The sequence below is a fragment of the Saccharothrix sp. NRRL B-16314 genome (assembly GCF_000716595.1).
Taxonomy (GTDB): domain Bacteria; phylum Actinomycetota; class Actinomycetes; order Mycobacteriales; family Pseudonocardiaceae; genus Actinosynnema.
In genome coordinates this window covers 140,904-162,136 of sequence record NZ_JNXC01000023.1, presented here as the reverse complement: position 1 = coordinate 162,136, position 21,233 = coordinate 140,904, and the positions used below count along the sequence as shown (strand labels likewise).

The following is a 21,233-nucleotide window of genomic DNA, read 5'->3' as shown; positions in this document are numbered from 1 at the left end:
CGTGTTGCCTGTGGAACCGCGCATGACGTGAGTCACCATCGGTTCATGAAGCTCTCCGGGTTGCTCGGCCGCGCGAACCACGAACTGCCAGGGGTCACCGGCGTGGCGCGGGTCGACCGTCGTTCGGGCGACCTGCTGCGCCGGCTGAGTCCCGGTGACGTCGCGGTCCTCGACCACGTCGACATCGACCGCCGCACGGCCGAGGCCCTGGTGCACGCCGGGGCGGTGGGCGTGGTCAACGTGTCGTCGTCCATCTCCGGCCGGTTCCCGAACCTCGGCCCGGAACTGCTGGTCGAGGCGGGCATACCGCTGATCGACGGCGTCGGCACGTCGGTGCTGCGCGACCTTCGGGACGGCACGAAGGTCCGCCTGCACGAGGGCGCTGTCTTCGTCGGCGGCAAGGAGGTCGCGCGCGGCGCCGAACAGACCGCCGAGTCGATCGCCGACGCGATGATCGAGGCCAAGGCGGGCATGGCCGCGCAGCTGGAGGCGTTCTCCGCGAACACCATCGAGTTCCTGCGCCGGGAACGCGCGCTGATCCTCGACGGCGTCGGCGTGCCCGAGCTGTTCGTGCCGATCCGCGACCGGCAGGTGCTGGTCGTCGCGGGCGGACCACGGCACGCCGAGGAGCTGCGGAAGCTCCGCAAGTACGTCCGGGAGTACCGGCCGGTGCTGATCGGTGTCGACGCGGGCGCGGACACCCTGCACGCGGCCGGGTTCAAGCCGGACGTGATCGTCGGCGACCCGGACACCATCAGCACCGAGACGCTGAGGTCGGGTTCCGAGGTCGTGGTGCCGGCGCAGGTCGACGGCCACGCGCCCGGTTTGGAACGCATCCAGGACCTGGGGATCGGCGCGGTGACGTTCCCCGCGACGGGCAACGCGGAGGACCTGGCGCTGCTGCTCGCGGACGCACACGGGGCGTCGTTGGTGGTGACCGTCGGCCTCCAGGCGGGCCTGCGCGAGTTCCTGGACCGCGGGCACTCCGGGTCCAACCCGTCGACGTTCCTGACCCGGCTGAAGCTGGGCAACAAGCTCGTGGACGGGCACGCCGTGGCCGCCCTGCACCGCAGCCGCGTGTCCTTGGGTGCGATCGCCCTGCTCGTGCTCTCCGCGGTCGTGGTGATGGTCGCCGCGCTCGCCGTGTCCGGGGTCGGCCAGGTCTACGTGGACCTGGCGGCCGGCGCGTTCCGCTCCGTCGTCGACTGGTTCAGGGGGTTGTTCGCGTGATCTCGCTGCGCTACCACATCGTCTCGATCACCGCGGTGTTCCTGGCGCTCGCCGTCGGGGTGGTGCTCGGCTCCACCGCCATCAGCGGTCGGCTGCTGTCCGGGCTCAACGACGACAAGAGCGCGTTGGGCGAGGAGGTCTCCGCGCTGCAGGCCGAGCGCAACGCGCTGGACGCCCGCCTCGCCGACTCGGACCGGTTCGCCACGTCCGTCGGCCCGCTCGCGGTGAAGGGGCAGCTGGCGGAGCGGACCGTCGTGGTCGTCACCACCGCCGACGCCAGGCCGGACGACCGGGACGCGCTGACCGAGCTGCTGCGCGCGGCGGGCGCGACGGTCACCGGGGAGGTCCAGCTCACCGAGTCGTTCGCCGACCCGGACAAGGGCGACCAGCTGCTGAACCTCGTCGCCCGGCTCCAGCCCGCGGGCACCCAGCTGCCCACCGGCGCCGACCCAGGCACGCGGGCGGGCGCGCTGCTCGGCGCGCTGCTGCTGATCGGCAAGGACGACAACCAGCCGCAGGCCACGCCGGACGAGACGGCGGCGGCGCTGGGCGGGCTGGCGAGCGCCGGATTCGTGAAGCCGGGCCAGGACCTGCGGCCGGCCCAGCTCACCGTGGTGCTCACCGGCGGGGCGGTCCAGGGTGACTCGGCGGCGGACCGGGCGGCGACGGTGGCGCGGTTCGCGAGCCAGCTCGACCGGTCCGGCGCGGGGACGGTGCTGGCGGGCGGCTCCGGTTCGGCCGACGGGACCGGCGCGGTGGGCGTGGCGCGGGCGGACACGGCGGCCACGTCCGTGCTGTCCACCGTGGACAACCTGGACACGGCCTCCGGTCGGGTGGTGGCGGTGCTGGCGTTGCGGGAGCAGCTGGAGGGCAGGGCCGGGCGGTACGGGGTGGCGGGCAACGCGGAGGGAACCGCGCCGGGGGCGGCGGGCTGACCCCGACGCGGGCGTTCCCCCGGGTGTTCTTCGGTGTTCGCTCGTGGTTCACCGGCAGGTGACGTGCGGTCCGGGAGGCCGTACTCCATCCGAGTGAAACGCCACAGGGCCAGCCGGCGCGCTGGGTGACCGGCGGCGTGTTAGCGTTAGGGCCCGTGGACAGGGCGCTGAGCTGTGCGGAACCACCGCAGCCGGCCCCCTTGCGGACATCCAGACCACGGGGAGCCTCTTTGGTGCAGCAGGCACGTACGACCAAGCACGTTTTCGTCACCGGGGGTGTGGCGTCGTCCCTCGGCAAGGGGTTGACCGCGTCGAGCCTCGGACAGCTGCTCACCGCACGTGGACTCCGCGTGACCATGCAGAAGCTGGACCCGTACCTCAACGTGGACCCGGGCACGATGAACCCGTTCCAGCACGGCGAGGTGTTCGTCACCGACGACGGCGCGGAGACCGACCTCGACATCGGCCACTACGAGCGGTTCCTCGCCCGTGACCTGTCCGGTGACGCGAACGTCACCACCGGGCAGGTGTACTCCGAGGTCATCGCGAAGGAGCGGCGCGGCGAGTACCTGGGCGACACCGTCCAGGTGATCCCGCACATCACCGACGAGATCAAGCGGCGCATCCGCGCCATGGCCGAACCGGGCACCGACGGCGTCACCCCGCACGTGGTGATCACCGAGGTCGGCGGCACGGTCGGCGACATCGAGTCGCTGCCGTTCCTGGAGGCGTGCCGGCAGGTGCGCCACGACGTCGGCCGCGACAACGTGTTCTTCCTGCACGTCTCGCTGGTGCCGTACCTGGCGCCGTCGGGCGAGCTGAAGACCAAGCCGACGCAGCACTCCGTCGCGGCGCTGCGCAACATCGGCATCCAGCCCGACGCGATCGTGTGCCGGGCCGACCGGGAGATCCCGGACGCGCTGAAGCGCAAGATCGGCCTCATGTGCGACGTGGACACCGACGCGGTGGTGGCGGCGGTGGACGCCCGGTCCATCTACGACATCCCCAAGGTGCTGCACGGCGAGGGCCTGGACGCGTACGTGGTGCGGCGGCTCGGGCTGCCGTTCCGCGACGTCGACTGGACCGTGTGGGGCGACCTGCTGGAGCGGGTGCACAACCCGGCCGAGAAGGTCCGCATCGGGCTTGTCGGCAAGTACGTCGACCTGCCGGACGCCTACCTGTCGGTGACCGAGGCGCTGCGCGCGGGCGGTTTCGCGCACCGCACCAAGGTCGAGATCGTGTGGGTGCCGTCGGACGAGTGCCAGACGCCTTCCGGCGCGGCGCACGCGTTGGGCGGACTGGACGCGATCCTCATCCCCGGTGGTTTCGGGGTGCGCGGCATCGAGGGCAAGATCGGCGCGATCACGTACGCGCGGACCCGCGGCCTCCCGTTGTTGGGGCTGTGCCTGGGGCTGCAGTGCATGGTGATCGAGGCGGCGCGGAACCTGGCCGGGATCGCGGACGCGAACTCGGCCGAGTTCGAGGACACCGGCACGCCGGTCATCAGCACCATGGCCGACCAGGAGGACGTCGTCTCCGGGCAGCGGGACATGGGCGGCACCATGCGGCTCGGCGCCTACCCGGCGTCGCTGGCGCCGGGGTCGCAGGTGGCCGCGGCCTACGGGTCGGTGGAGGTGTCCGAGCGGCACCGGCACCGGTACGAGGTGAACAACGCCTACCGCTCGCAGCTGAGCTCGGCGGGGCTGGTGTTCTCCGGCACGTCGCCCGACGGGCGGCTGGTGGAGTTCGTGGAGCTGCCGGCCGACGTGCACCCGTTCTTCGTGGGCACGCAGGCGCACCCGGAGCTGAAGTCGCGTCCGACGCGTCCGCACCCGCTGTTCGCGGCGTTCGTGAAGGCGGCGTTGGACTACCGGCTGGCCGACCGGCTGCCGCTGCCCGAACCGGCGGGGGCGGCGCAGTGACTTCTCCGAGGCACGAGTTCTCGACGGTGTCGTCGCAGGACGTGCACGTGGGGCGGGTGGTCGCGTTGCGGGTGGACGAGGTCGCCATGCCCGGTGGTGGGACGGCGTCGCGCGAGGTGGTGGAACACCTCGGTGCGGTGGCGGTGGTGGCGTTGGACGAGGCAGGCGCGGTGACATTGATCCACCAGTACCGGCACCCGTTGGGGCGTCGGCTGTGGGAGTTGCCCGCCGGGTTGCTGGACGGGGGTGACGAGACGCCGCTGGCCGCCGCGCGCCGTGAGTTGGCCGAGGAAGTAGGGCTGGCGGCGTCGGAGTGGGTGACGTTGGTGGACGTCGCCGTGTCGCCGGGGTTCACCGACGAGGTGGTGCGGGTGTTCCTGGCCCGCGGGCTGACCGCGGTGGACCGCGAGGTGCAGGGTGAGGAGGAGGCCGACTTGGAGGCGCGCAGCGTCCCGTTGGCCGAGGCGGTGGACATGGTCCTGGCCGGGGAGATCGTGAACGGCCCCGCCGTGTCCGGCCTGCTCGCCGCGCACACCGTGATCACCGGCGGCGCCTCCGGCCGCCCGTCCGACGCACCCTTCCCCGACCGCCCCACCCGCTTCGCCTCCCGCTGACCCACTCCCCCCCCGCGTGAGTCCTACGTTCGCGTCGCGTGAGTCCTACGTTCGGAACGGGTGTGTCCTACGTTCGGAACGCCTGAATTCAACGCTCGGAACAGTGTTGGCTGTCGTGAGCGTTGAACTCGGGGGTTCTGAACGTAGGACACACGGGTCCTGAAGGTAGGACACACGGGTTCTGGATGTAGGACTCACGATGGGGTGTGGGGTGTGGGGTTGGGGTTGGGTGGGGTGCGGGGGCCGTTGGCGGTGGTCGGGGCGGCCGTCGGCGGGTGTGGGGTGTTGGTGTTCGTCGACCCCAACGAGCCCGGGGCGTTGCTGCCGCCCTGCCCGCTGTTCGCGTTGACGGGCATCCAGTGCCCGGCCTGCGGGTCGACGCGGATGGTGCACGCGCTGCTGCACGGTGATCCGGTCGCGGCCTGGCAGTTCAACGCCGTGATGCTGGTCGTCGGGCTGCCGTTGCTGGCGTGGCTGTGGGTGCGGTGGTTCCGCGCGGCCAGGGCGGGTCGCCCCGCGCCGCCGGTGTCGCGGAAGGTCGGCGCGCCGGTGGTGGCGCTGGCCGTCACGTGGATGCTCGTGCGGAACCTAGTCGCGTAGCGTCCGGCCTTCGCCGTCCGTGCCGCCGTTGACCAGCAGGATGATCCCGTCGATCAGGGACCAGACGCCGCAGCCGCCGCACGTCAGCAGCTGCGCGATGCCGATCGCGGTGTCGCCGATGTAGAACCGGCCGATGCCGAACGGCAGCACCAGTTGCAGCACGCCGGCCGCGATGCGCGACTTGTCCGACAGCGGGTTGCCGGTGAACGGGTCCACGCCGAACGGTGCGTCGGGGGAGAAGCCCGGGTAGCCCGGAGGCAGGTAGCCGGGCTGCGCGTAGCCCGGGTAGCCCGGCGGCGGGTAGCCGGGAGCGGCGTAACCGGTCTGCGCGTAGCCCGTCTGCGGGTACGGAGGTGGGTAGGTGGGCGGGTTGGTCGGCGGGTACGGGGGCGGCAGGAACACCGGGTGCGGCTGCGGCAGGTCCTGGAACAGGGCGGCCAGCTCCTGCGCGGTCTGCGCTGCGGACGCGTAGCCGACGCGCTGCTCGTACTCGCCGATCTCCAGCCGACCGGCCGCGAAGTGGTCGTTCAGCGCGCTGATCGCCTCTTCGCGCTGCTGGTCGCCGATGCGCGCCTGGTGTGGTTCCGACACGGTCGGCACGCTAACAGCCGGTAGGGCCGGACGAGCCGGAACGCGTCGGGCGACCTACGCTCCGGTGGTGCCGGCCGGAACCGCCCGAGACGTGAACCCCGAGGTCCCGGTGGTGATCACCCCGGGAACGGCACCGCCCGGCTCGACTTGGGCGCCCGTGAAGTTCACACTGCCGTGCGTGACAGCGTTGGCGGACAAGGGTTTCGGACCGGCGATCAGCACGCCGGACCAGCGGTGAACGGCGGCGAGGCGGCGGAATTGTCGGACCCCGGAAGTAAAGTGAAAGCAGGGGACCCCCTGGCGGGGACCCCTGCGGGGCGTGCGATGACGGCCTACCTGGACCACCTGGCGGTGGAGCGGGGCACGGCGCGCAACACGCTCGACTCCTACGGCCGCGACCTCCGGCGGTATGCCGCGCACCTGGCCGGCAAGGGGGTCGCGGACCTGGCCGACGTCACCGAGCCGCTGGTGGGCGACTTCCTCGCGACCCTGCGCGAAGCCGGCCTGGCCGCCTCGTCCGCCGCGCGCACCCTGGTCGCCGTGCGCGGGCTGCACCGCTTCGCCCACCGCGAAGGCCTCACTCCGCACGACCCGGCCCGCGCCGTCCGCCCGCCGACGCCACCACGCCGCCTGCCCAAGGCGCTGCCCGTGGACGACGTGCTGAAGCTCCTCGACGGCCCCGGCGACACCCCCGCGCAGCTCCGCGACCGCGCCCTGCTGGAACTGCTGTACTCCAGCGGCGCCCGGATCTCCGAAGTCGTCGGGCTCGACGTGGACGACGTCGACGCCACCGAGCGCACCGTGCTGCTCGACGGCAAGGGCGGCAAGCAGCGCGTCGTGCCCGTCGGCCGCCCCGCCCTCCAAGCCCTGGACGCCTACCTGGTGCGCGCCCGCCCCACCCTGGCCAAGCGCGGCACCCCCGCGCTGTTCCTCAACGCCCGCGGCGGCCGGCTGTCCCGGCAGACGGCGTGGCACGTGCTCAAGACGGCGGCCGAACGGGCGGGCATCGAGGCCGAGGTCTCCCCGCACACGCTGCGCCACTCGTTCGCCACCCACCTGATGGAGGGCGGCGCCGACGTGCGGGTCGTGCAGGAGCTGCTGGGCCACGCCTCCGTCACGACGACGCAGGTGTACACGCTGGTCACGGTCAACACCTTGCGCGAGGTCTACGCGACCGCCCATCCTCGCGCATCGGGTGGAATATGAGTGCTCCACGGGTACCGTGTGCGCACACCTGACCGGGTACTCCACCCACGATCACAGAGTCCGACGAGCCACAGAGCCCGACGAGCTGGAGGTGCCGACCAGGTGCCGAACTTGGACGAGCCCGAGCGCCGGGCGATCGACCTCGGCGCGGTGCTGCACGCGTTGAGCGATCCCACCAGGCTGGCGGTGGTGCGGCAGATCGAGGCCGACGGCGAGTGCCTGTGCGGCGCGCTGACGGTGAACGTCGCCAAGTCCACGCTGTCGCAGCACCTGCGCGTGCTGCGGGAGGCGGGCATCACCCGGACCAGGGCGCGGGGCAACCAGCGGTGGGTGTCGCTGCGCCGCGACGACCTCGACAAGCTGTTCCCCGGACTGCTCGACGTGGTGCTCCTCGCCGCCGACCGGACGTGTGGCCGTCCGGCCGAACGGACACCCGCCGGGGCCGGCGGACAAGGCACAACGCGCTGAGAACGGTTGCGCGCGCTTCGGCGAGGCGCGTTGCCGGTGGACCCCGGTGTGCCTAGGCTGCGCCCAGGCAGAGGACTAGGAATCGGGAAGGCGATGTCGACACCGGAGCACGCGGGCCAGACGTGGGGCGCACCACCCCCACCGCCCCGTTCACCGTCCGGTGTGCCGCGCGCCTCGGTCGAGCTGAGCCTCGCCCCGCACGCCGCACCCGCGGACGAGGACCACACCGAGCAGGTGGCGGGTGACATGGGGCCGACCGGCCGCCCCCTGCGCCAGATCGCCGATCCGCCGTTGGTCGCCGGGCACGGGCCGGCGAAGATCCTGGCGGTGTGCAACCAGAAGGGCGGGGTCGGCAAGACCACGTCCACCATCAACCTCGGCGCGGCGCTCACCGAGTTCGGCCGGCGGGTGCTGCTGGTCGACTTCGACCCGCAGGGCGCGCTGTCCGTCGGTCTCGGCGTGCACCCGCACCAGCTCGACCAGACGATCTACAACGTGATCATGGAGCGCAACGTCGCCGTCGACGACGTGATCATGCGGACGCCGGTCGAGGGCATGGACCTGCTGCCCAGCAACATCGACCTGTCCGCGGCGGAGATCCAGCTGGTGTCCGAGGTGGGCCGGGAGCACACGCTGGTGCGCACGCTGCGGCCCGTCATCGAGCACTACGACTACGTGCTGGTGGACTGCCAGCCGTCGCTCGGCCTGCTCACGGTCAACGCCCTCGCGGCGGCCGACGGCGTCCTCATCCCGCTGGAGTGCGAGTTCTTCAGCCTGCGCGGGGTCGCCCTGTTGATAGACACCATCGAGAAGGTCAGGGAGCGGTTGAACCCGAAGCTCGAGATCACCGGGATCCTCGCCACCATGTACGACCCGCGCACCCTGCACTCCCGCGAGGTGATGGCGCGCGTCGTCGAGGCGTTCGGCGACGTCGTGTTCGACACGGTGATCAACCGCACGGTCAGGTTCCCGGAGACGACCGTCGCCGGCGAGCCGATCACCAGCTGGGCGCCGCGCTCGGCCGGGGCGAAGGCGTACCGCGCGCTGGCGCGCGAGGTGATCGCCCGGTGACCCGACGCCCATCACTGCCGGGCGCGTCCGAGCTGTTCCGCCTCACGACCGCTTCCACTGCTCCTCCCGCCGATGTGCCGGACGAGGAGCAGGCGGAGCGGGAGCAGTCGACGCAGCGGCGCGGCACCGGGCGGCAGAAGCACTCCACGAAGATCACCGTGTACGTGTCCGACGAGGAGCTGCTGGCGCTGGAGCACGCGCGGCTGGCGTTGCGCGGCGAGCACGGCCTGGCGGTGGACCGGGGACGCGTGGTGCGCGAGGCCATCGCGATCGTGCTGGACGACCTCGAAGGACACGGCGACGACTCGCTGCTGGTGCGTAGGTTGCGCGAGCGGTGAGCGGTGACGCACCCGGAGCGGAACCCGAGGTGCCGGCCGGGCAGCCCGACGACGGCCGGTTCAAGGTCAAGCTGACCAACTTCGAGGGCCCGTTCGACCTGCTGCTCCAGCTGATCTCGCAGCACACCCTGGACGTGACCGAGGTGGCGTTGCACACGGTCACGGACGACTTCATCGCGTACATCCGGGCGTTGGGCGACCAGTGGGACCTGGACGAGACGACCGAGTTCCTGGTCATCGCGGCGACCCTGCTCGACCTCAAGGCGGCCCGGCTGCTGCCGCAGGGCGACGTGGAGGACGAGGACGACCTGGCGTTGCTGGAGGCGCGTGACCTGCTGTTCGCGCGGCTGCTCCAGTACCGGGCGTACAAGCAGGTCGCGGCGCTGTTCGCGGAGTTGGAGCGCGGCGCCTACCGGCGTTATCCCAGGTCGGTGGCGTTGGAGGAGCGGTACGAGGGTCTGCTGCCCGAGGTGATGCTGGGGGTGGACGCCCGGCGGTTCGCCGAGATCGCGGCGGTCGTGTTCCGGCCCAAGCCGCCGCCGACGGTGTCGACCTCGCACATCCACCAGCACCGGGTGTCGGTGCGCGAGCACGCCGAGATGCTGCGTGAGCGGCTGGCCGAGGTGGGCACGGCGACGTTCGCCGAGCTGATCGCCGAGTGCACGGAGACGATGGAGGTCGTGGCGCGGTTCCTGGCGCTGCTGGAGCTGTACCGGGAGAGGGCGCTCGCCTTCGACCAGCCGGACCCGCTGGGCGAGCTGCGCATCACGTGGGTCGGCGGGACCATCGAGGAGGCGCAGGCGCACGCCCGCGACGAGGACGAGGAGTACGGGTGAGCGACCACCTGGCAAACGAGCCGGAGCCGGGGCCGGAGGCCGAAGCCGACGGTGACGCCGGTGGGATGCCCGACCTCGCCGGGGACGCCGAGTTCGAGGGCGCGCTGGAGTCCATCCTCCTCGTCGTGGACTCGCCGATCTCCGAGGAACAGCTCGCGGGTGTCCTCGACCAGTCCGTGAGACGCGTCACCGCCGCCCTCCGCCGGCTCGCCGCCCGGTACACCGAACAGGGCAGTGGTATCGACCTGCGTAGAATCGGAGACGGCTGGCGGTTCTACACGCGGGACCGCTTCGCGCCATTCGTGGAGAAGCTGCTGCTCGACGGGCAGCGCGCCAAGCTCACCCGGGCCGCGTTGGAAACCCTCGCGGTCATCGCCTACCGGCAGCCCGTGACCAGGGCCCGCATCGCGGCGGTGCGCGGGGTGAACGTCGACGGGGTCATCCGCACGCTCGTCGCGCGCGGCCTGATCGCGGAGACGGGCACCGACTCCGACACGGGTGGCATCCTTTACCGCACGACCGAACTGTTCCTGGAGCGGTTGGGGCTGTCGTCGTTGGGCGACCTGCCGCCGATCGCCCCCCTGCTGCCCGAAGTGGATGCGATCGACGATGTCTGACCAGGACCACCCCGAGGGGATCCGGCTCCAGAAGGTGCTCGCCAAGGCGGGCATCGCCTCGCGGCGGGTCGCCGAGGAGCTGATCGAACTCGGCCGCGTGCAGGTCGACGGCGAGGTGGTCCGCGAGCAGGGCCGCCGCGTCGACCCGGACACCGCGGTCGTGCACGTGGACGGCGTGCGGGTGGTCCTCAAGGAGGACGTGGTCACCCTCGCGTTCAACAAGCCGCGCGGAGTGCTCTCCACCATGCACGACGACGCGCACCGCCCGTGCGTCGGCGACTACCTGCACAACCGGAAGGAACGCCTGTTCCACGTCGGCAGGCTGGACGCCGACACCGAGGGCTTGCTGCTGCTGACGAACGACGGCGACCTGGCGCACCGGCTGATGCACCCGTCCTACGAGATCTCCAAGACGTACCTCGCCGAGGTGCCGGGCCCGATCGCGAAGGACCTGGGCAAGCGCTTGCGGGCGGGCATCGAGCTGGAGGACGGCCCGATCCGGGTCGACTCGTTCAAGCTGATCTCCGCGATGCCGGGCAAGGCGCTGGTCGAGGTGGTCCTGCACGAGGGGCGCAAGCACATCGTGCGCCGCCTGCTGGACCACGTCGGTCACCCGGTGCTCAGCCTGGTCCGCACCGCGGTCGGCGAGGTGCGCCTGGGCAACCAGCGCCCCGGTTCGATGCGGGTCCTCAACCGACAGGAAGTCGGCTCCCTCTACAAGGCGGTCGGCCTGTAACCCGTTGGTGGAGCCGCGCGCTGCGAAGATCACTTCCTGAAGTTTCCCCGCCACTCGTTGTGGCGACGCCTTTCACTCTCTAGATTGAGCCAGTCAGCTGGCGTTGATCAACTGGGAAGAGGCGTTGCGCGTGCGTGCGCTCACCCGAGGACTGCTCGGTGTGGCCGGGTTCCTCGTCGTCTGGGAGCTGTTCGGTCGCTCCGGACTGGTTCGCTCGGAGTTCCTTCCACCGCCGTCCGTAGTAGCGGTGGAACTCGTGAAGTTGTTGGGGGATGAGGCGTTCCTGAGGGACGTCATCGCGACGGTCCTCGCGTTGCTCATCGCTGTCGGGCTGTCGGCCGGGATCGCCGTCCCGCTCGGCCTCGTCCTCGGCAGCGTGGCGTCGGTACGGCACGCGACCCGGGCCGTGGTCGAGTTCCTGCGCCCCATCCCGTCGGTGGCCATGATCCCGCTGGCGATCGTGGTGCTCGGCATCGGGCCGGAAACCAAGATCACCCTCGCGGTGTACGCGGCGATCTGGCCCATCCTGTTCAACACCATCTACGCGCTGGACGAACTCGACCCCCTGCTGGTCGAGACGGCGCGCGCGTTCGGCACCGGCCGGGCGCGGGTGCTGGTCTCCGTGGCGCTGCCGAGCGCGTTGCCGTTCGTGCTCACGGGCATCCGGCTCGCCGCCACGACGAGCCTGGTCGTGGTGGTCAGCGTGGAGCTGCTGGAAGGCGGCTCCGGCGGGCTCGGTGAGTTCATCGCGATCGCGCGCAGCGGCGCCGGGCGGATGGACATCGTCCTCGCCGGCACGGTGGTCGCGGGCGTGATCGGCTACCTGCTCAACGAAGGCCTGGAACGCGCTCAGCGGCGCTGGGTCGGCTGGAGCTCGGTCACCGGAGGTAGGTCGTGAACCGGTTCGTCCAGCGGTGGGCGGTGTTCCTCGGCCTCGTCCTGGTGTGGGAACTGCTCACCTGGTACGCCGAGGACCCGTTCTTCCCGCAGCCGTCGGAGATCGTCGAGGCGGCGCACGGGTTGTGGTTCTCCGGCGACGTCGGCGACCTCTTCCTCACCGACACGGTGTTCGAGCACGTCCTGCCGAGCATCGGCAGGCTGCTCGGCGGGTGGGCCGCCGCCGCCGTGCTCGGCGTCTCGCTCGGCGTGGCGCTCGGCCGTTCCGAGAAGGCCGCGGAGTACGCCGGGCCGCTGCTGACGTTCATGCGCTCGATCCCGCCGCCGCTGCTGGTGCCGGTGTTCCTGCTCGTGTTCAACGTCGGCACGCAGATGCAGGTCGCCACGATCGTCTTCGGCGTCCTGTGGCCCATCATGCTCAACAGCGTCGACGGCGCCCGCTCCGTCGACGCCACGAAGTTCGAGACCTCGGCGGTGTTCCGCATCCCCAAGATCCACTGGATCCTCGGCGTCGTCCTGCCCTCCGCGGCGCCGAAGATCTTCGCCGGGTTGCGGGTCTCCCTGTCGCTGTCGCTGGTGCTCATGGTCGTGTCCGAACTGGTCGGCACCGACAACGGGATCGGGTCGCAACTGCTCGTCGCACAGCGGCAGTTCGACTTCCCCGACATGTGGGCCGGGATCGTCCTGCTGGGCGTCCTCGGCTACGCCCTCAACACCGTGCTCCTCGGGTTCGAGCGCAAAGCCCTTGCGTGGCAACCGAAGCAGGAGCGCACCCCCGCGACGGTGGAGGAAAAATCATGACCGCGATGCTCGAAGTGGCCGACCTCGGCCACACGTACCAGGCGAAGGACGGCGCGCACACCGCGATAGCCGACCTGTCGTTCACCGTCGGAACCGGCGAGCTGGTCTGCGTGGTCGGCCCGTCCGGCTGCGGCAAGTCCACGCTGCTGCGCACGATCTCCGGCCTGATCCGCCCGACACGGGGCGAGGTCAGCCTGCACGGCAACGAGGTCCGCGGCGTGCCCGAGGACCTGGCCGTGGTGTTCCAGGACTACAGCCGCTCGCTGTTCCCGTGGCTGTCGGTGCAGAAGAACGTGGAGTTCCCCCTGCGCCGCACCCTGGGCCGTTCGCAACGCCGTGAGCGCGCGGCCGAGGCGTTGGAGTGGGTGGGCCTGTCCGGCGCCGGCCGCAAGTACCCGTGGCAGCTGTCGGGCGGTATGCAGCAGCGGGTCGCCATCGCCCGCGCGCTGGCCTACCGGCCGGCGTTGCTGCTGATGGACGAGCCGTTCGCCTCGGTGGACGCGCAGACCCGGTTCGAGCTGGAAGACCTGCTGCTCAAGGTGCGGACCGAGCAGGACACCACGGTGCTCGTGGTGACGCACGACATCGACGAGAGCGTGTACCTGGGCGACCGGGTGCTGGTGCTCTCCACGTCGCCCGCGTCCGTGGTGGCCGACCTGAAGGTCGACCTGCCGGCGGAGCGGGACCAGATCAGCACGCGCGAGTCCGAGGCGTTCGTGGCGCTGCGGGCGGAGGTGGCGCGGCTGCTGAACGTCGGCAAGACCTCCGAGGAGGTCAAGGCGCGGCGCAAGGAGAACGAGCAGCAGGCGGCGAAGTGGGCCGAAGCCGAGCGCGCGGAGGTCTCGCGGGTCGAGGCGGAGGACCGCGCCACGACGTGAGCCCCGGCGTGGGCTGAGGAAGCGTCCAGCGGGCGATCTCCGGCTTTCGTCGGCCCTCCAGGGGGCCGGCGCCGGGGGTCGCCCGTCGTCGTGTCCGGGGAACGCGGGGCGCACGCGGCCGAAGGGCCGTTTCGACGGGGGTCGTTCGCAACGATTCGACATCGTTCCTGTCCCGCACAGCCGCCGTGCGGCCGTCCCAAGGTGCGCCGCTGTGGTGGAATAGTCACGCAGGGTAGGCGTCAGGCGGCTTCCGGGCGTCTCGCGGGTCATTCCCATTAATGATTCCGATGGGTCGCCGCGGCGCCTGCGGAGGATGTGTGCGGTGCTCGCGACCGTCCAGGAAGTGGAATCGGCGGCCGATGCATCCGAATGGCCGGCACAATTGCGGCGTTTAGCCGGGCTTGGAATGTGTCGGAAAGCGGGGCGCTCGCCTTGTCCTCCGGCGCGGAGTACACCGGTGGACTTCGGTGGAGAACAAGGCGGCGGTGGTCCCTCGTTTTACAGTCCGTTCCCTGGTGTAACGGTCCCGTTAATCGCCCGTGGCGCCTCAAGGCCCCACGTAGTTCTGCGCGAAATACCCGGCGGAGGACCCGGAGGCGATGAGGTGTTCGAGTCTGGCTTGACCCAAACGGCTCAAGAACGGTTCCGGCGAACGGTGGATCATGAACACCATCCACTGCGAGAACTCCTGCGCACGCCACACGCGACGGAGGCAGATTTCCGAGTAGCTCCGCAAGCCCGTCTCATCACCCGTTCGGTGGTAGCGCACGAGTGCGTCGGCCAGCACCTCGGCGTCGTGCAATGCGAGGTTCATTCCCTTCGCGCCCACGGGCGTGATGATGTGCGCGGCGTCCCCGAGCAGGTAGAGGTTGCCGTGGTTCATCGGTTCCACGACGTGGCTGCGCATGTCCAGGATGCGCTTCTCCACGATGCGACCCTCGACGAGTTGCCAGTCGGAGTCCCGCAGTTCAAGCCGCTTGCGCAGCTCGGACCACACCCGTTCGTCCGGCCAGTTGTCCACCGTGTCGTCCACCGGGACCTGCAGGTAGTAGCGCGAGACGGTGGCGCTGCGGAGCATGTGGCCCGCGAACCCGTCCGGGTGCAGCGCGTAGATCACCTTGTGGGTGGACGGCGGCGCCTCGGCGAGGATGCTCAGCCACTCGATGCCGTGCTGGTGGCTGAACTCCTGGACGGCGCCGGCCGGGATGCTGCGCCGCGTCACGCCGTGGAACCCGTCCGCTCCGGCGATGAACGAGCAGTCGAGCCGCTCCGCGGTGCCGTCGGCGTTCGTCCAGGTCAGAGCCGGTTCACTGGACTCGATGTCGTGCAGCTCGACGTCCGTGACGGACCACCGCACCGCACCGCCGCGGTCGTCGACGTACACCCGGGCGAGGTCCTGGACGACCTCCTGCTGCGGGTAGATGTAGTGCGTCTGGCCGTCGTACAGGGTGGCGTAGTCCACCTCGTACGCCTTGCCGTTCACCCGGAATTCGCAAGCACCATGCCTGTCCGCCTCTCGGAGCAACCGGTCCGCGAGCCCGTGTTCTGTCAACATTTGCACCGCCCGGTGCTCGAGCACCCCGGCACGGGGCCGGCTCTCGATGTACTCCCGAGTGCCTTTTTCGAGCACCACGCAGGGGATTCCGGCTTCACGGAGCAGGTTCCCCAATGTCAATCCCGCCGGGCCCGCTCCGACGATGCCCACGGGACGCCGGTTGCTCTGTACGGCCCATTCCGCGTCAAGATCGCTCACCGCATACCCCAACCTCTGGACAGCCTGTGCAAAGATGCTCACCGAAGGTAGTGGATCAGCCTTCGAGTGTCGGTCGACTGGGGTCTTGCCGAACCACACGTGTCACGTTGAGTGGTTCCGCAGTGCCCCCGTCGCTCGTGCATCCTGCCCCCGCAATGTCGCCACTCCAACAGGAGATGCCCCCCATGACTCGAAGAGTCGGCCTCTCGGCCCGAAGGATCTTCGGCGTAGTGTCCGCTGTCGCGATGCTCGCCGTGGTATCCGGCTGCGGTCTGCTCGGCGGAGCCGAGGAGAAGCCCGCCGAGGCCGCCGCACCGGGCAAGATCGAGAAGGCCAAGATCACGCTCGGACTCCTCCCGATCCTCGACGTCGCGTCGGTCCACGTCGCGATCAAGAAGGGTTACTTCAAGGAGGAAGGGCTGGAGGTCGAGCCCAAGATCATCCAGGGTGGCGCCGCGGCCATCCCCGGTCTGATCAGCGGTGACCTCGACATCAGCTTCGGCAACTGGGTTTCGTTCATCAGCGCCGAGACGAAGGGCGTCGCCAAGGACGTCGACGGCCTCAAGCTGATCAACGACGGCTACCAGGCCAAGCCCGAGATGTTCCTGATCCTCGCCAAGTCCGACTCGGCCATCAAGTCGCCGAAGGACCTGGAGGGCAAGACCATCGCGATCAACACCTTCAACAACATCGCCGAGCTCACCGCGAAGGCCGCGTTGGAAGCGAACGACGTGAACCCCGCCAACGTGACGTTCAAGGAGTTCCCCTTCCCGGACATGGAAGCGGCGGTCCAGAACGGCACGGTCGACGCGGCGTTCATGGTGGAGCCGTTCATCAGCCGCGCCCAGCGGGCCAGCGGCCAGATCACGGTGCTCGACGCGGCGTCCGGCCCGACCGACGGCATCCCGATCGCGGGCTACGGCACGACCGGCAAGTTCGTGAAGGAGAACCCCAACACCGTCGCGGCGTTCCAGCGCGCGATGGCGAAGGGTCAGCGCGACGCCGCGGACCGGCCCACGGTGGAGCCGCTGCTGGTGGAGTACGCCAAGGTCGACAAGGAAACCGCCAGCCTCGTGCACTTCGGCGAGTTCCCCACGACGCTGGACGCCACCCGGTTGCAGCGCGTCGCGGACCTGATGGAAACCTACAAACTGCTGGAGACGAAGTTCGACGTCAAGACGATGTTGGTCGGGGCGTCGGGTAGCTGATCGGACGGGGGAGTCCAGTCCTGGTCGGGCTCCCCCTCCGGTGTTTCCCGTCCGGGTCGGGCGTATGAAAACTCCGTGAACGCCGGTTAGCGATCGTTTAGCGCGTCCGACTGTGGTGCGCGCGACAATGGTTGATTTGCAAACTACCGGCTTCTCGTCCGAACGGCGGTATGACTCGGGGGAAATTTCCACCAAGATCCACCGGGTTTGGCAGGGAAGTGTCGATATCACTGGCTGGGGGGCTGGGGAGTGTGCTGACGGTGCGCGGTCACGACGACCACGCCTCCGGGAAAGATCCGGAGCGGATTCAACTCGACGCGGGTGCCGCGGGTAGCGGTCCACCCGACTCGGGGCCCAGCACAGGCGCCGTGACCGCCGACCGGGGAATGTCCCGGTGGCGTCTGCGGAACTGGCGCCTGCGCAGCAAGCTGGCCGTGGTGCTGTTGGTGCCCGCGCTGAGCACGCTGACCCTCGCGGGGCTGAGGCTGAACACGCAGCTCGACGACGTCGAGCTGTTCGGCCAGGTCCAGCGGGAGCTCCAGCTGTCCGCCCAGACGGCGGCGGTCGCCGACGCGCTGCAACTGGAGCGCGACGCCGCGGTCGGGTTCGTCGCGGGCGGCCGGGAGGCGAACGCCAACGAGCTGCTGACGCGCTCGAGCAAGGTCGACGCCGAGGTCGGCAGGCTGCGCGACGTCGCCGCCGCCACGACCGGCATCGACGAGGCCGTGCGCGAGGCGTTCCAGAAGTCGTTGCAGTCGCTGGACGGGCTCAACGCGCTGCGGAACACGGTCACCACGACGAAATATCCCGACATCTCGGTGCACAGCGCCTACGGCCAGCTCCTGGCCGCGTTGGCGCAGGTGCACCGCGCGACCGCGAGCAGTGAGAGCCACGAGCGGATCACCCCGCTGTCCGGGGCGAACCTCGCGCTCTACAGCGCCAAGGAGCAGCTGAGCCAGCAGAACTCGATCCTGCTGTCCACGGCCAAGCGCGGCGAGTTCGCGCCCGGACAGGTCAACGCGCTGCGCGCGGCCCAGTCCCGGCTGGACGCCGCATTCACCGACTTCGCCACCACCGCGAGCCCGGAGAACCGGCAGCTGCTGTCGGACAAGGTGTCCGGCTCCTCCGTGGACGGTCGCAACCGGCTCGTGCAGCTGGCGCTCGTGCAGCAGGCCGACGCCGGCCGCGTGTCCATCTCCGACGCCGACGTGCTGCGCGTCGGCGAGGAGACCGCGGCGCTGCTGCGGTCCGTTTCGCAGGACATCGAACGGCAGGCGGAGGCCGAGTCGGTCGAGCTGACCGAGGCGGCCCGCGCGTCCGCGTGGCGTGACGCGGCGCTGGTGGCCGTGGCGCTGGTCGCCGCGTTCGCTTTGATGGCGTTCGTCGCCCGCTCGATGCTGACGCCGCTGCGCTTGCTGCGCCGCACCGCGCTCGACGTGGCCCGCAACCGGCTCCCGGACGCGATCAAGCGGATCCGGACGCACCGCGACCCGTCCCGGGCCGCGGAAGAGGCGCTGGTGCCGGTGCCGATCAACACGACCGAGGAGGTCGGCCAGCTGGCGCGGGCGTTCGACGCCGTGCAGCGCGAAGCCGTCCGACTCGCGGTCGAGCAGGTGGCGCTGCGCGCGAACGTCAACGACATGTTCATCAACCTGTCCCGGCGTTCGCAGGCGCTGGTCGAGCGGCAGATCACCGTCATCGACCGGCTGGAGCAGGACGAGCAGGACCCGGACCAGCTGGCCAGCCTGTTCGAGCTGGACCACCTGGCCACCCAGATGCGCCGCAACAGCGAGAACCTGCTGGTGCTGTCGGGCACCACGGTCAACCGCCGGGTCACCCGGCCGGTGCCGATCTCCGAGGTGCTGGGCGCCGCGGTCTCCGAGGTGGAGAAGTACGCCCGCATCCAGATCGCGCCCGCGCCGGAGCTCAAGGTCCAGGGCCGCGTGGTCAACGACCTCGCGCACCTCATCGCCGAGCTGCTGGACAACGCGACCGCGTTCTCCAAGCCCACCACCAAGGTGACGGTGCGGGCCATCGAGACCCGGCGCGGCGAGGTGTCGATCCGCATCCACGACCGCGGTGTCGGCATGCAGGAGCAGGACGTCATCGACGCCAACATCAAGCTCGCCGACCCGCCCGAGGTCGATGTGTCGGTGGCCCGCGAGATGGGCCTGTACGTGGTCGGCCAGCTGGCCAAGCGGCACGAGATCCGGGTGACGCTGACCAACAACGACGACATAGAGGGTGGCGTGACCGCGCAGGTCGTGCTGCCGGTCGGACTGCTGCACCGCGGCCCCGAGCCGATCCAGGCACCGCCCGCACCGCTCGCGCTGCCGCAGCGGCAGGCGAACCCGGACGTGGAGGAGAGCGGCGTCGGCGTGCTGGCCGGCGTGCCCAAGTGGACGCCGGAGATCGCACCGGGCGGCTACCAGCCGCTCGACGCGACGCCCGCGCCGTTCCCCCAGGTCGTGCACACGCACGAGGCCGAGCCCGGCGGCTACTTCGAGATCGAGCAGACCCCGGCGGCCGACCTGTTCACCGCCACGGTGACCGAGACCGTGCCCCCGGTGGACGACGAGCTGCCCGACTACTCGTACCCGCCGTCCACCAGGCAGCCCGAACCGCCACCGGCGGTCGAGTACGAGGACGACGCGTCCACCCAGCGGCTGCCGATCTACGAGGACGTGCTGTCGCGCTGGTTCCAGGGCGGCGAAGCCGAGGCGGCGGCGAACGCGAGCGGCGAGCCGGCCGAGCGGAAGCCGAGCGCGGTGCCACCGGAGACCGCGTCCGAGCGGACGATGTTCGCCGACCGCACCGAGCTGATGGGTTCCGACAACTCGATCGCCAACGCCAAGGGCACGGCGTCGGAGCAGACGGCGTACACCGACCGGTCCGACCTGATCACGCCGCCCGCACCGGCCGCGGCGCCGAAGGCCGCGACGCCTCCGCCGGCTCCGCGCTCCGCCACGCCGGCGGGTCTGCCCAAGCGCGAGCCCGCGCCGTCCGCCATCCCCTCGTCCGGCGCGGTGGCGGCACCGTCCCCGGGCTGGGGCGCCGCGGAGGACAGCTGGTCGACGGCCAGCAGCGTGCTCAAGGCGCCGGTCGACGACACGACGAACGCGGGTCTGCCCAAGCGCGTGCCCAAGGCGCGCCTGGTGCCCGGCTCGCTCACCGCGCCCGCGCCTCGCGGGTCCGCGCCGACGGCCCAGCCGTCCGCGAACGGCTCGACGCCGTCCGGTGTGGCGACCGCCGCACCGCCGCGCCGGTCCGCCGACCGGTTGCGGCAGCGTTTCGCCACCTACCAGCGTGGCGTGCAGCTGGGCCGCCAGTCCGGCGACGAAGCAGGGATGCCGTGGGAAGGCCCGTCATTCGGCAACGTTGACAACAAGGAGCAGAAGTGACCACCGCAGCCGAGGAAATCGACAACTTCAGTTGGCTGGTCGACGACTTCGTCGCCCGGGTCGCGGGCGTCGCGCACGCGATCGTGGTCTCCGCGGACGGCCTGTTGCTCGCGTCCTCGGAGCGGTTGCCGATCGACCGCGCCGAGCAGCTCGCGGCCGTCTCGTCCGGTCTGGTGAGCCTGAACCTCGGTGCGGCGCGCTGCTTCGAGGCCGGTGACGTCAAGCAGACCGTGGTGGAGATGGAGCGGGGCTACCTGTTCCTGATGTCGATCAGCGACGGCTCCTGCCTGGCCGTGCTGGCCGCGCCCAACTGCGACATCGGCCTCATCGGTTACGCGATGACGCGGCTGGTCGAGCGGGTCGGCGTCCAGCTCACCCCGGAGATCCGCTCGCAGCTGCACGTCGCCATGCGCGGCTGAGGTCCCACCACCCGGCGAGGTCCTACTACTAGGGAAAGCAGAGCAACATGAGCGGTGGCGCTCCCGGGCGGTCGGGGACACCCGCGGCGAGCCTGACGGTCACGTCGACCAAGATCGTGGTGGCGGGAGGGTTCGGTGTCGGCAAGACGACCTTCGTCGGGTCGGTGTCGGAGATCGTTCCGCTGACCACCGAGGCGGTGATGACCGAGGCCAGCGTCGGCGTGGACGACCTGTCCGCGACGCCGAACAAGATGACCACCACGGTGGCCATGGACTTCGGCAGGGTGTCGCTGGACAGCGACCTGATCCTGTACCTGTTCGGCACACCCGGTCAGCACCGGTTCTGGTTCATGTGGGACGACCTGGTGCGGGGCGCGATCGGCGCGGTCGTGCTCGTCGACACCCGCCGGCTGTCGGACGCGTTCGCCTCGATCGACTTCTTCGAGGACCGCGAGCTGCCGTACGTGGTCGGCGTGAACTGCTTCGACGGGCTGCTGCACCACCGCATCGAGGACATCAGGGAGGCGCTGACGATCGACGAGTCGGTGCCGATCATGCCCTGCGACGCGCGGAACCGGCAGTCCACCAAGCAGACGCTGATCACGCTGGTCCAGCACGCGATGCGGCAGCCGACGTTCGCCTGACCGCCTGATCGAGGGGGCCGCGACCGGAAATCCGGTCGCGGCCCTTCGTCGTGCGGGGCAGGATCGGG

21 protein-coding genes are annotated in these 21,233 nt (G+C 70.6%); 19 read left to right on the top strand and 2 right to left on the bottom strand.

Features of this window, described 5'->3' with window-relative positions; genetic code table 11:
* Nucleotides 1-45: 45 nt before the first annotated feature.
* The 5 genes from steA to OQ02_RS28460 all read left to right on the top strand — a co-directional run bounded on the left by steA (nucleotide 46) and on the right by OQ02_RS28460 (nucleotide 5,301).
* A complete protein-coding gene (gene steA, locus OQ02_RS28480; RefSeq protein WP_033441664.1) occupies nucleotides 46-1,230 on the top strand; it encodes a putative cytokinetic ring protein SteA in 1,185 nt (394 codons plus the stop codon).
* Nucleotides 1,227-2,165 carry a copper transporter gene (locus OQ02_RS28475; protein ID WP_033441663.1) on the top strand — a complete coding sequence of 313 codons (939 nt, stop codon included), beginning with the start codon at nucleotides 1,227-1,229 and terminating at the stop codon, nucleotides 2,163-2,165. Before steA ends, OQ02_RS28475 begins: the two co-directional genes overlap by 4 nt.
* 233 nt (nucleotides 2,166-2,398) lie before the next feature.
* A complete protein-coding gene (locus tag OQ02_RS28470) occupies nucleotides 2,399-4,087 on the top strand; it encodes a CTP synthase (RefSeq protein ID WP_051772894.1) in 1,689 nt (562 codons plus the stop codon).
* Nucleotides 4,084-4,701: an NUDIX domain-containing protein gene (locus tag OQ02_RS28465; protein ID WP_033441661.1), complete on the top strand. Its 618-nt coding sequence runs from the start codon at nucleotides 4,084-4,086 to the stop codon at nucleotides 4,699-4,701. The genes OQ02_RS28470 and OQ02_RS28465 overlap by 4 nt, the downstream gene beginning before the upstream one ends.
* A 213-nt stretch (nucleotides 4,702-4,914) precedes the next feature.
* Entirely contained in the window at nucleotides 4,915-5,301 is a 387-nt protein-coding gene (locus OQ02_RS28460; protein WP_033441660.1) for a DUF2752 domain-containing protein, read from the top strand.
* Here OQ02_RS28460 and OQ02_RS28455 read toward each other — a convergent pair.
* Nucleotides 5,290-5,892 (bottom strand): DUF1707 domain-containing protein, encoded by a 603-nt coding sequence (locus OQ02_RS28455; protein ID WP_033441711.1) that lies wholly within the window; start codon nucleotides 5,890-5,892, stop codon nucleotides 5,290-5,292. The genes OQ02_RS28460 and OQ02_RS28455 overlap by 12 nt on opposite strands.
* 324 nt (nucleotides 5,893-6,216) lie before the next feature.
* Between OQ02_RS28455 and xerD the strand changes: the two genes are divergently transcribed.
* From xerD to OQ02_RS28405, 10 genes are all read left to right on the top strand, one after another.
* Entirely contained in the window at nucleotides 6,217-7,098 is an 882-nt protein-coding gene (gene xerD, locus OQ02_RS28450; RefSeq protein WP_156077356.1) for a site-specific tyrosine recombinase XerD, read from the top strand.
* 102 nt (nucleotides 7,099-7,200) lie between these two features.
* Complete coding sequence (locus OQ02_RS28445; protein ID WP_033441659.1) at nucleotides 7,201-7,566, top strand: ArsR/SmtB family transcription factor; 366 nt, start codon at nucleotides 7,201-7,203, stop codon at nucleotides 7,564-7,566.
* Between the two features lie 246 nt (nucleotides 7,567-7,812).
* Complete coding sequence (locus OQ02_RS28440) at nucleotides 7,813-8,637, top strand: ParA family protein (RefSeq protein ID WP_231500274.1); 825 nt, start codon at nucleotides 7,813-7,815, stop codon at nucleotides 8,635-8,637.
* Nucleotides 8,634-8,975, top strand: coding sequence for a hypothetical protein (locus tag OQ02_RS28435; RefSeq protein ID WP_033441657.1), 342 nt, complete (start codon nucleotides 8,634-8,636; stop codon nucleotides 8,973-8,975). Before OQ02_RS28440 ends, OQ02_RS28435 begins: the two co-directional genes overlap by 4 nt.
* Entirely contained in the window at nucleotides 8,972-9,811 is an 840-nt protein-coding gene (locus OQ02_RS28430) for a segregation and condensation protein A (RefSeq protein ID WP_033441656.1), read from the top strand. The genes OQ02_RS28435 and OQ02_RS28430 overlap by 4 nt, the downstream gene beginning before the upstream one ends.
* Nucleotides 9,745-10,428, top strand: coding sequence for an SMC-Scp complex subunit ScpB (scpB, locus tag OQ02_RS28425; protein ID WP_442973684.1), 684 nt, complete (start codon nucleotides 9,745-9,747; stop codon nucleotides 10,426-10,428). Before OQ02_RS28430 ends, scpB begins: the two co-directional genes overlap by 67 nt.
* Nucleotides 10,421-11,164 (top strand): pseudouridine synthase, encoded by a 744-nt coding sequence (locus OQ02_RS28420; RefSeq protein WP_033441655.1) that lies wholly within the window; start codon nucleotides 10,421-10,423, stop codon nucleotides 11,162-11,164. The genes scpB and OQ02_RS28420 overlap by 8 nt, the downstream gene beginning before the upstream one ends.
* Before the next feature lie 130 nt (nucleotides 11,165-11,294).
* Nucleotides 11,295-12,062, top strand: a complete 768-nt coding sequence (locus OQ02_RS28415) for an ABC transporter permease (protein WP_033441708.1) — start codon at nucleotides 11,295-11,297, stop codon at nucleotides 12,060-12,062.
* Entirely contained in the window at nucleotides 12,059-12,862 is an 804-nt protein-coding gene (locus tag OQ02_RS28410; RefSeq protein ID WP_033441654.1) for an ABC transporter permease, read from the top strand. Before OQ02_RS28415 ends, OQ02_RS28410 begins: the two co-directional genes overlap by 4 nt.
* The gene (locus tag OQ02_RS28405; protein ID WP_033441653.1) at nucleotides 12,859-13,740 is read left to right on the top strand and encodes an ABC transporter ATP-binding protein; all 882 of its coding nucleotides are present in this window, start codon (nucleotides 12,859-12,861) and stop codon (nucleotides 13,738-13,740) included. The genes OQ02_RS28410 and OQ02_RS28405 overlap by 4 nt, the downstream gene beginning before the upstream one ends.
* A gap of 547 nt (nucleotides 13,741-14,287) precedes the next feature.
* On the opposite strand, the gene OQ02_RS28400 is transcribed toward OQ02_RS28405, so the two are convergent.
* Nucleotides 14,288-15,445 (bottom strand): 4-hydroxybenzoate 3-monooxygenase, encoded by a 1,158-nt coding sequence (locus OQ02_RS28400; protein ID WP_033441652.1) that lies wholly within the window; start codon nucleotides 15,443-15,445, stop codon nucleotides 14,288-14,290.
* A gap of 278 nt (nucleotides 15,446-15,723) precedes the next feature.
* Between OQ02_RS28400 and OQ02_RS28395 the strand changes: the two genes are divergently transcribed.
* The 4 genes from OQ02_RS28395 (at nucleotide 15,724) to OQ02_RS28380 (ending at nucleotide 21,165) form a co-directional block, all read left to right on the top strand.
* Nucleotides 15,724-16,701: an ABC transporter substrate-binding protein gene (locus OQ02_RS28395; protein ID WP_231500266.1), complete on the top strand. Its 978-nt coding sequence runs from the start codon at nucleotides 15,724-15,726 to the stop codon at nucleotides 16,699-16,701.
* A 368-nt stretch (nucleotides 16,702-17,069) separates the two neighbouring features.
* Nucleotides 17,070-20,102, top strand: a complete 3,033-nt coding sequence (locus tag OQ02_RS28390; RefSeq protein WP_231500265.1) for a sensor histidine kinase — start codon at nucleotides 17,070-17,072, stop codon at nucleotides 20,100-20,102.
* Nucleotides 20,099-20,521: a roadblock/LC7 domain-containing protein gene (locus tag OQ02_RS28385; protein WP_033441650.1), complete on the top strand. Its 423-nt coding sequence runs from the start codon at nucleotides 20,099-20,101 to the stop codon at nucleotides 20,519-20,521. Before OQ02_RS28390 ends, OQ02_RS28385 begins: the two co-directional genes overlap by 4 nt.
* A gap of 47 nt (nucleotides 20,522-20,568) precedes the next feature.
* Entirely contained in the window at nucleotides 20,569-21,165 is a 597-nt protein-coding gene (locus OQ02_RS28380; RefSeq protein ID WP_033441649.1) for a GTP-binding protein, read from the top strand.
* Nucleotides 21,166-21,233: the final 68 nt, after the last annotated feature.

Excerpts from the sequence above, each read along its gene's own strand:
- steA (WP_033441664.1), top strand. The coding sequence starts at position 46 with ATGAAGCTCTCCGGGTTGCTCGGCCGCGCGAACCACGAACTGCCAGGG.
- xerD (WP_156077356.1), top strand. The coding sequence starts at position 6,217 with ATGACGGCCTACCTGGACCACCTGGCGGTGGAGCGGGGCACGGCGCGC.
- OQ02_RS28440 (WP_231500274.1), top strand. The coding sequence starts at position 7,813 with ATGGGGCCGACCGGCCGCCCCCTGCGCCAGATCGCCGATCCGCCGTTG.
- OQ02_RS28420 (WP_033441655.1), top strand. The coding sequence starts at position 10,421 with ATGTCTGACCAGGACCACCCCGAGGGGATCCGGCTCCAGAAGGTGCTC.
- OQ02_RS28405 (WP_033441653.1), top strand. The coding sequence starts at position 12,859 with ATGACCGCGATGCTCGAAGTGGCCGACCTCGGCCACACGTACCAGGCG.
- OQ02_RS28380 (WP_033441649.1), top strand. The coding sequence starts at position 20,569 with ATGAGCGGTGGCGCTCCCGGGCGGTCGGGGACACCCGCGGCGAGCCTG.